This is a genomic window from Candidatus Methylomirabilota bacterium (assembly GCA_035936835.1).
Taxonomy (GTDB): Bacteria; Methylomirabilota; Methylomirabilia; order Rokubacteriales; family CSP1-6; genus AR37.
Map to the genome: position 1 here is coordinate 1 of DASYVT010000060.1, position 8,782 is coordinate 8,782.

Annotated in this window: 12 protein-coding genes; 2 read left to right on the forward strand and 10 right to left on the reverse strand. The window is 68.0% G+C overall.

What is annotated here, in order from left to right; translation table 11 throughout:
* Together VGV06_04945 and aat are read left to right on the forward strand one after the other, a co-directional pair.
* A partial coding sequence (locus tag VGV06_04945) for an MFS transporter (protein HEV2054507.1) occupies positions 1 to 521 on the forward strand: 521 nt, incomplete at its 5' end.
* Positions 490 to 1,083 (forward strand): leucyl/phenylalanyl-tRNA--protein transferase, encoded by a 594-nt coding sequence (gene aat, locus VGV06_04950; protein HEV2054508.1) that lies wholly within the window; start codon positions 490 to 492, stop codon positions 1,081 to 1,083. The genes VGV06_04945 and aat, both read left to right, overlap by 32 nt.
* On the opposite strand, the gene VGV06_04955 is transcribed toward aat, so the two are convergent.
* From VGV06_04955 to VGV06_05000, 10 genes are all read right to left on the reverse strand, one after another.
* Positions 1,080 to 1,772, reverse strand: a complete 693-nt coding sequence (locus VGV06_04955) for a fumarate hydratase C-terminal domain-containing protein (protein ID HEV2054509.1) — start codon at positions 1,770 to 1,772, stop codon at positions 1,080 to 1,082. The two genes, aat and VGV06_04955, sit on opposite strands and share 4 nt — an antisense overlap.
* A complete protein-coding gene (locus VGV06_04960; GenBank protein ID HEV2054510.1) occupies positions 1,769 to 2,698 on the reverse strand; it encodes a fumarate hydratase in 930 nt (309 codons plus the stop codon). Before VGV06_04960 ends, VGV06_04955 begins: the two co-directional genes overlap by 4 nt.
* Positions 2,699 to 2,702: 4 nt before the next feature.
* Positions 2,703 to 4,292, reverse strand: coding sequence for a citramalate synthase (gene cimA, locus VGV06_04965; protein HEV2054511.1), 1,590 nt, complete (start codon positions 4,290 to 4,292; stop codon positions 2,703 to 2,705).
* A 137-nt stretch (positions 4,293 to 4,429) separates the two neighbouring features.
* Positions 4,430 to 4,693, reverse strand: coding sequence for a type II toxin-antitoxin system RelE/ParE family toxin (locus VGV06_04970; GenBank protein ID HEV2054512.1), 264 nt, complete (start codon positions 4,691 to 4,693; stop codon positions 4,430 to 4,432).
* Positions 4,694 to 4,702: 9 nt separating this feature from the next.
* Positions 4,703 to 4,957, reverse strand: coding sequence for a type II toxin-antitoxin system Phd/YefM family antitoxin (locus tag VGV06_04975; GenBank protein ID HEV2054513.1), 255 nt, complete (start codon positions 4,955 to 4,957; stop codon positions 4,703 to 4,705).
* A 62-nt stretch (positions 4,958 to 5,019) separates the two neighbouring features.
* The gene (locus tag VGV06_04980) at positions 5,020 to 6,264 is read right to left on the reverse strand and encodes a CoA transferase (GenBank protein HEV2054514.1); all 1,245 of its coding nucleotides are present in this window, start codon (positions 6,262 to 6,264) and stop codon (positions 5,020 to 5,022) included.
* On the reverse strand, positions 6,251 to 6,682 hold the full coding sequence (locus VGV06_04985; GenBank protein HEV2054515.1) for an OB-fold domain-containing protein: 432 nt from the start codon (positions 6,680 to 6,682) through the stop codon (positions 6,251 to 6,253). Before VGV06_04985 ends, VGV06_04980 begins: the two co-directional genes overlap by 14 nt.
* The gene (locus VGV06_04990) at positions 6,679 to 7,806 is read right to left on the reverse strand and encodes a thiolase domain-containing protein (protein HEV2054516.1); all 1,128 of its coding nucleotides are present in this window, start codon (positions 7,804 to 7,806) and stop codon (positions 6,679 to 6,681) included. Before VGV06_04990 ends, VGV06_04985 begins: the two co-directional genes overlap by 4 nt.
* 31 nt (positions 7,807 to 7,837) lie before the next feature.
* The gene (locus VGV06_04995; GenBank protein ID HEV2054517.1) at positions 7,838 to 8,200 is read right to left on the reverse strand and encodes a helix-turn-helix domain-containing protein; all 363 of its coding nucleotides are present in this window, start codon (positions 8,198 to 8,200) and stop codon (positions 7,838 to 7,840) included.
* A 164-nt stretch (positions 8,201 to 8,364) separates the two neighbouring features.
* A partial coding sequence (locus VGV06_05000; protein HEV2054518.1) for an ABC transporter substrate-binding protein occupies positions 8,365 to 8,782 on the reverse strand: 418 nt, incomplete at its 5' end.

The window sequence follows — 8,782 nt, forward strand, 5'->3', positions numbered from 1 at the left end:
CCTCCAACCTGCTCATGATGACGGCTGTCGGGCTCCTTATCAGCGCGCCCTTGTTTGGCTGGGTGTCCGATCGATGGATGGGACTGAGGCGCCCGCCGCTGATCGCGTCGACGGCCCTCTACGCCGCCATATGGGCGCTGATCGCGCTCCCGCCCACGCCGGTAGCGCTCCGCTGGCTCGCTCCGCTCTGCTTCCTCCTGGGCTTCGCCTCGGGAGGCGTCTCGCTCGTCTTCGCCTGCATCCGCGAGGTCAACGATCCGCGCCACGTGGGTGTGGCGCTGGGCTGCCAGAACCTGCCGGTTTTCCTGGGCTTCGCCCTCATGCAGTGGCTCACCGGCGTGCTCCTCGACGCGAACTGGACGGGCACCTTGGTCGCGGGGAGCCGCGTCTACCCGCTTGCGGCCTACCGCGTCGCCTTTACGCTCTGCTTCGCCGTCGCCTTCGCCTCCTTCGTGGCGGCCTGCCTGACGACCGAAACGCGCTGCCGCAATGTCTGGGCGCAGGCTCACCCTCACGCCTGAGGGCGTGGAGCTCGCCTACCGTCACGGGATCTTCCCCATGGCGGACGAGCGCTCGGGTGAAGTCCTCTGGTTCAGGCCCGATCCGCGCGCAATTATCCCCCTCGACGGCTTCCACGTCTCGCAGTCGCTTGCGCGGTCCATCAAGCGCGCCACCTTCGAGATCCGCTTCGACACCGACTTCGAGGGCGTGATGCGCGGCTGCGCCGACAGGCCGGAAGGCACGTGGATCTCGGACCGCTTCGTCGAGGTATACGCGGCGCTCCACCGGGCGGGCAAGGCTCACAGCGTCGAGGCGTGGCGGGAGGGGCGGCTGGTGGGCGGCGTCTACGGCCTGGCGCTGGGAGGCGCCTTCATGGCGGAGAGCATGTTCCACCGCGAGACCGACGCCTCGAAGGTGGCGCTGGCGGCGCTGGTCCCGCGCCTGCGGGAGCAGGGCTTCATCCTGCTGGACGTCCAATACCTCACCCCGCACCTCGAGAGCCTGGGCGCCGTCGAGATCACGCGGCGGGAGTACGAGCGGAGGCTCGAGCGGGCGCTCGGCCTCCCCTGCCGCTTCGCTTAGATCACCTCGTCCTTGCGGGAGAGGACTTCGCCGAATCGGGACAGCGCGGGAGGTGGGAGCGTCTTGTACACTTCCTCGATCCTGACGTTGATCTCGCGGTTGGCGATCGCGAAGAGGCTCCGGCCCGCCGCGTCGCCCTCGACGAGGAAGGGCCCGAGCTTCTCCACCTCGAGCACCCAGCACGCCTGGGCGATGCCCAGCTCCTTCAGCCAGTGGACGTCGAGCACGCGCTTGATGCTCCGCCCGTACATCGCACCGAGGCCGTAGCCGACGGTCGTCAGGTAGACGGCGCCGTGGGGCACGAACCACTCGCGATAGGCCAGCTCGGTCAAGCCCGCCTTGCCCACGATCACCTTGGCGCCCGAGCGCTCGAACCAGGCCGCCATCGACTTGCCGAAGCGGAAGCTGGCCGTGGCCGTGACGGCTTCGACCGAATAGGAACCGTCCGGGCGCACCGAGGCCGCGGGCGAGCAGTGGAAGTTGACGTTGGTCAGCTCGCGCAAGCCCGCCGGCAGCGGCAGACCTTTGTCCACGACCTGGCGGTAGACGCCCTCTCGCGCCGTGTAGAGCGCGCCCGAGAGATAGACCACGTCGCCGAGCTTCAGCGAGCGGATGGCCTCGGCGGAGACGGGAGTGCTGAGGTGGACTTCGTCCATCTGGACATCGTCCAGCCGCTGGATCTCCGTCATTCGATACCCTGCCGACGATAGTAATCGGTGAACCACTGCGGGTCGGTCCTGAACTCCACGGTGCCGCTCGGGAACACGCGCGCGGTCGAGCGTCGGGAGGACAGGCAGAACTGGTGCATCGCGATGGGCATGCCGCCCGTGTGCGTGTGCGCCAATTCCACGTGCGTCGCGACGACCATGGAGGTGCCCGCGAAGCCCATGGCGCCGATGCCGATGTGGTTGCCGAGCGCAGTCAGCTCTTCCTCGAGCGCCGCGGCTGCGGGATCCGGGCTGCGGGTGCCGACGGCGCGGAGGCACGCCGCCTCTTTCCCGAGCCTCATGCAGGTGTCCTTCGAGCCGCCGATGCCCACGCCCACGATGGCGGGCTGGCAGGCGAGCCCGCGCTTGCCCGACTCGATCAGCGTGTCCACGAAGAAGCGCTTGATGCCGGGGACGCCGTCGCCGGGGAAGAGCATGCGCCAGTCGGTGCCGAAGAGCCCGCCCTTGTGGACCGTCGTCACGTCCAGCCAGTCGCCGCCGGGCTCGATCGAGTAGGTCACCTCGGGGGCGTGATAGCCGACGTTGTTGTTGTGGTCTTCGCGCGTGAGCGGGTGGACGCGGTTCGGGCGGAGCGGGATCGAGGCCGTGGCGTCCGCCGTCGCGCGTCGGAGCGCCTTCTCGAGTGCAACGAGACCGCCTTCGATAAGCGCCTCGTTGCCAAGCTTGACGTAGTAGCGCGGCAGGCCGGTGTCGCCGCACATGGGGCGCCGCTCGGCGGTGGCGATGTTCCAGTTCTCGAGCATCTCGTCGAGGACGAAGCGGGCGAGGCGGTTCTTCTCCCGGTCGCGCGCCAAACGGACGCCCTCGCGGTAGTCGGGCGGGATGTCGATGGCCGCGCGCGCCATCAGCTCGCGGGCGGTGTCTTCGATCAGCTTGGCGGGGATCAGAGAACTACCGCTTGCCTTTGCGCTCGTCGCGGCGCAGCTTGTACTCGATGGAGTCGACGAGGGCCTGCCAGGAGGCCTCGATGATGTTGTCGGCCACGCCCACGGTGCCCCAGGTCTCGTCACCGTCGCCGGAGGTGATGAGCACACGCGTCTTGGCCGCCGTGCCCTTGGACTCGTCGAGAATGCGCACCTTGTAGTCCAGCAGCCTCATCTCGCGCAGGTTCGGGTAGAACTCCTCGAGCGCCTTCCTCAACGCATCATCGAGCGCGTTGACCGGGCCGTGGCCGGAGGCGGCCGTGTGCTCGGCGATGCCCTTGACCCTAAGTCGCACCGTCGCCTCGGCGACCGGCTCGGCGCTGCCGCGCTCCTCCTCGACGATGACGCGGAAGCCGTCGAGGTCGAAGTAGGGCTTGTGGTTGCCGAGCGCGCGCTCCATCAGGAGCTCGAAGGACGCCTCGGCGCCCTCGAACTGGAAGCCCTCGTCCTCCATGCGCTTCAGCATCTCGAGGATGCGGCGGGCTTCCGGTGTGTTCTTGTCGAGGTCGATGCCGTACTCCTTGGCCTTCCAGAGGATGTTCGACTGCCCAGCCAGCTCCGAGACCAGCACCCGCCGGTGGTTGCCCACCGTCTCCGGGTCGATGTGCTCGTAGGTCTCGGCGTGCTTGAGGACGGCCGAGACGTGGATGCCGCCCTTGTGGGCGAAGGCCGAGTCGCCGACGTAGGGCTGCGAGCCCCACGGCTTGCGGTTGGCCAGCTCCGACACGAAGCGCGAGACGTCGCGCAGCTCGCGCAGGTTTTCCTTGGGGATGCAGTCGAGGCCCATCTTCAGCATCAGGTTGGGAATGATCGAGACGAGGTTGGCGTTGCCGCAGCGCTCGCCGTAGCCGTTCATCGTCCCCTGGACGTGGTTGACGCCCTCGGAGACCGCCGCCAGCGTATTCGCCACGGCGCACTCGGTGTCGTTGTGGACGTGGATGCCGAGCGGGGTTTCCGCCTTCACGTGCTTCTTGACCTCGCGGATGATCTCCACGACCTCGTGAGGCAGGCCGCCGCCGTTGGTATCGCACAGCACGAGGCAGTGGGCGCCCGCGGCCTCCGCCGCCTTGAGCGTGGTGAGCGCGTACTCGCGGTTCTTCTTGAAGCCGTCGAAGAAGTGCTCGGCGTCGTAGATGACCTCCTCGAAATGCTTGAGGAGGTAGGCGATCGAGTCGCCGATCATCAGGAGGTTCTCGTCAAGCGTGGTGGCGAGCGCGGTCGTCACGTGGAAGTCCCAAGACTTGCCGAAGATGGTGACGACCGGCGGCCCCGCCTCGACCAGCGCCTGGATATTGCTGTCTTCCTGCGGCCGGACTCCTGGACGGCGCGTCGAGCCGAAGGCGGTGATCTTGGCGCTCTTGAAGACGGCGTCCTGGACGCGCTTGAAAAACCGCAGGTCCTTGGGATTCGAGCCCGGCCAGCCGCCCTCGATGTAGTGGATACCGAGCGTGTCGAGGCGCTGGGCTATGCGGACCTTGTCCTCCATGGAGAAGGACACGCCCTCCCCCTGGGTGCCGTCGCGCAGCGTCGTATCGTAAACCTTGATTTCCCGTGACATAGGACGCCTATCATCCCGCCGCCCCGCCCCGGGTGTCAAGTTTGACGCCTCCCCCTCTCCCCCGGTGGGGGAGAGGGCCGCAGTTCGAGCTGAGACGCTTGCGGCGAGGCGAGGGCTGAGAGGGTGAGGGGGCGCAGCTAAGGCTTGCGGTACACCTCCCGGCGATGACCGACCTTCACCACGATGATCACGAGCCGGCGGCCCTCGATGGAGTAGATCACGCGGTAGTCGCCGACGCGATGCCGATAGAGACGTTCCACCCCCTGGAGTTGCTTTACGCCGGGCGGTCTCGGATCCTCTCGAAGCGCATCAATCCGGTTCGCGATACGGCGATGAACATCCTTCGGCAGGGCCGCCAGCTCTCGTTGGGCTGACGGCAGAAACTCGACAGTGTAGCTCACTGCTTGGTCTTAGAGCCCGAGGCCGGCCTTGACGCGCTCCCAGGGAATGCGCTTGCGGTTCTTCGGATCTGCCAGCGCCTTGCGCGCCGCCTCGATATCGAGACGGTCCTCGAGCGCTTCGAGCAGCCGCAAATCGTCCATCGAGACCAGCGCCGCCACCGGCTTGCCCCGCCGCTGGATCACGATGCGGTCGCTTCCATACGCCGCCCGGCTGATCGCCTCGGAAAAACCCTTCCGAGCTTCGGTCGCTTCAAGTCGCGCCATGCTTGCCCTCCATGTCGAATGTATCAAAACGTACATTACGACACTTATGGCATTTTCGCAACTTAGAGCACGCCGGCGGCGCGGAGCTTGTCTACCTTGGCCTTGGGGATGCGGAGGAGACGGTGCAGGATCTCGTCCGTGTGCTGGCCGAGGAGGGGCGCGGGGGCTTGGGCGGCACCCGGCGTGTCCCAGAGGCGGATCGGCACGCCCATCGCGGTGACGGAGCCGGCCTTGGGGTGCGCGAGCCGCACGAACATCCCGCGCGCGCGCAGGTGCTCGCTCTCGCAAACCTCGGCGACCGTCTTGATGCGCCCGGCGGGCACGCCCGCCTTGTCGAGGCGCACGAGCCACTCGGCGGCTGGGCGCGTGGAGAAGGTCGAGTTGAGCAGCGGCCCGAGCGCGTCGCGGTTCATGACGCGCTTGGCCTCGCTGTCGAAGCGCGCGTCCTTCGCCAGGTCTTCCCTGCCGATCGCCCCGCACATGCGCTCCCAGAGGGAGTTGTTGGCCACGCCCAGCGTCATGTAGGCGTCCTGGGCCTGGAAGACCTCGTAGGGGACGATCGACGGATGCTGGTTGCCCCGGCGCGTGGGCCTGCCGCCCGCGTTCCAGTAGAGCCCGGCCTGGTAGGTCAGCAGCGAAGCCATGACGTCGAGCATCCCGATCTCGACTTTCTGGCCCTTGCCGGACTTGGAGCGCGCGAGTAGAGCCAAAGTGACGCCCTGGGCCGCGGACATCCCGGCAACGAGATCGCCGATGGAGTTGCCGACCTTGACTGGCGGGCCGTCGGGGAAGCCGGTCAGGTCCATGACGCCCGATTCGCCCTGCACGATCAGGTCGTAGCCGGGGCGGGAGGACTCCGGGCCGCTCTCGCCGAAGCCGGAGATGGAGCAGTAGATCAGCCGGGGGTTCAGCTTGCGGAGCGCGTCGTAGCCGAAGCCCAGCCGCTCCATGGTGCCGGGACGGAAGTTCTCGATCACCACGTCGGCCTTGGCGATAAGCCGATGGAGGATCGCCTGCCCCTCTGGCGCCTTCATGTTGAGCGTCAAGCTCTTCTTGTTGCGGTTGACCGACATGAAGTAGGTCGATTCCCCGTTCGCGAAGGGCGGCCAGCCGCGCGTGTCGTCGCCCTTGCCCGGCTCCTCGACCTTGATGACTTCCGCCCCCATGTCGCCGAGAGACATCGAGCAGAACGGGCCGGCCAGGACGCGGGTGAGGTCGATGACCCGGATGCCGTGAAGCGGCGGCCCCGACTGTTTCCTGACAAGAACCTGCTTCCTGACGGGCACCTTCCGCCTAGCTGTCGCCACGGGAACGTCCTCGGAAGAGCCCCTTGGCCAGGCTCTTGGTGATGGAGGCAACCTTCTCTCCTCCCGCGCCGGCCCGCCGCCAGAAGAGCCGCGTCCGGTCGGCGAAGCTCATGTGCGAGAAGTAGAACACGCCATCGAGCGATTCGACGCCGACGCTCGAGCCGATCTTGAAGCCGCGGGTCTCCTGCCCGTGGCAGAAGAGCCGCGCGCCACCCTTGAGCTCGATCAGCGCGATGTGCAGTGGCGCCTTGAACCCCTCGGGAGGCGAGTAAAGCGTGGTGAACGAGACGATCTCGCCCACGCCGGGCACGCTCGCCGGCTCCATCGCCACCGGGTGATCAGGGCAGTAGTGCGCTGGGGGCACGACCATCCGCTCGCAGCGCGGGCAGCGCGAGGCCTCGATGGACTGGACGATCATGCCCGTGCCTCGACGAGCGTCACCCAGTTATTGGTGGCGAGCCCGCCGATGGAGTGCCCGAGCCCCACGCGGGCCGAGACCTGGCGCCCCTCGGCCATCCCTCGGAGCTGTAGGCAGAGCTCGACGATCTGGGCGATGCCGGTGGCGGCCAGCGGGTGCCCCCGCGCCTTGAGCCCGCCGGAGGTGTTCACCGGCAGCCGGCCGTCGAGCGCCGTCTCGCCGTCGAGCGTCGCTCGCCCGGCCTTGCCCGCCGGCATGAGCCCCGTGTCCTCGAGGGAGATCAGCTCGAAGGGCGAGAAAGCGTCGTGGACCTCCGCCAGCTCGACGCGCTCGGGCCCGAAGCCCGCCATCGCATACGCGGCCTGTGCCGCCGCCTGCGTGGCGCGGAAGGAGGTCAGCTCGCTCCGGTACCGGACGGCCATCGTGTCCGTGCCCTGCCCGATGCCGGCGATGCGCACGGGCGCCGGCTCGGCAGTGAGGACCACGGCGGCGGCGCCGTCGGAGATCGGACAGCAGTGGTAAAGCCGGAGCGGGTCGGCCACGAGCCGGCTCCCCATCACGGCCTCGAGCGTCACCGGCTCCCGGAAGTGGGCGAGCGGGTTCCGCGCGCCGTTGGCGTGGTTCTTCACCGCGACCTGCGCCATTTCTCTCAGCGTGAGCCCACGGCTGTGCATGGCCGCGCGCGTGATGAGCCCCGCCAGCGCCGGCATAGTCGTCCCGTAGGTGCGCTCGTGGGGATCGATCGAGCGGCTGATGATCTCGGACACGCGCGGGGTGGGCATGTGGCTCATCTTCTCGCCGCCCACGACCAGCACCGTCCGGTGGAGACCGGCCGCGATATCGGCGAAGCCCGCGTAGACGGCGGCCATACCCGACGAGGTCGCCGTCTCGACCCGCACGGTTGGCACCTGGGCCAGGCCGAGGTACGTATTGATCAGCGAGCCGTAGTTGCCCGCCCCGGTGAACTCCTCGGGGTTCATGGCGGCGACGACGAGTGCGTCGGGGCGCTCGATGCCCGCGTCGCGGAGCGCGGCCAGCCCGGCCTCGGCGATCAGGTCGGGCAGGCTCTCGTCGCGCCGGCCGAAGCGGGTCATCCCCGCCCCGGCGATCCAGACGTTATTCACCTGCTCATTTCAAACCGTGAGCTCCCGCGTGTCAATGTCTTTGGGACGGCGCGAGCGGGCCGCTGCCGTTCTCGCCGTTGCCTCCGTTGCTGCCGTTGGCGACTCCATTGCCTTCTGGGGCCCGGCGCCACGGGCCCGGCGGCGGCGGGATGTGGACCTCGAACTCGCGCATGAGCCGAAGCAGGTAGGTCCGCTGGAGCCCCAGCGCCCGGGCCGCGTGCGTGCGGTTGCCGCCTGACTGGGTCAGCGTCGCCTCGATCAGCCGTCGCTTGAACTCGCCGACGGCGCCGTGGAAGCCCAGCGGCCTGGGTCCAGGCGTGGGAGACGGAGTCGCTGGGGATGGAGTCGTCGGCGCGGCGCCCATGACGAGCATCTGGGGCAAGTCATGTGCCATGAAGCCGCGGACGCGAAATCAACGGGATGCGCAGCCCCGGACCCGGCGGCTGCCGCCGGAGCCGTGCAGACAGCCCATGAGGATGCAGCCGCCACTGGGCACGCTCGGCAGACACAAATCCTTCGGCCCCCGCGCGGGTCAACGGTGTCAGGGAGGCGTATCGGTTACTGGATCACTTCATCCGCCCGCCCCAGCAGCGATTGCGGGATCGTCAGCCCAAGCGCTTTGGCGGTCTTGAGGTTGATCACCAGCTCGAACTTCGTCGGCTGCTCGACGGGGAGGTCGGCGGGCTTGGCGCCCTTGAGAATCTTGTCCACGTAGGTAGCGGCGCGCCGAAACAAATCAGCAAGGTTCGGTCCATAGGACATAAGGCCCCCGGCATCGACATACTCCCTCCCTGGGTACACTGCCGGCAGCCGGTTCTTTGCCGCCAGATCCACGAGGCGTCTTTGCTCAAGGAGGAACATGTTGCTTCCCAACACAGTCAGAGCACCCGCGCGCGCCCGGGTCATGTCCGTGAAGGCCCTGTCGAAATCGGCGGGACCTCGCGCCTCAACGAATTGAAGCCGCACCCCCAGCGCC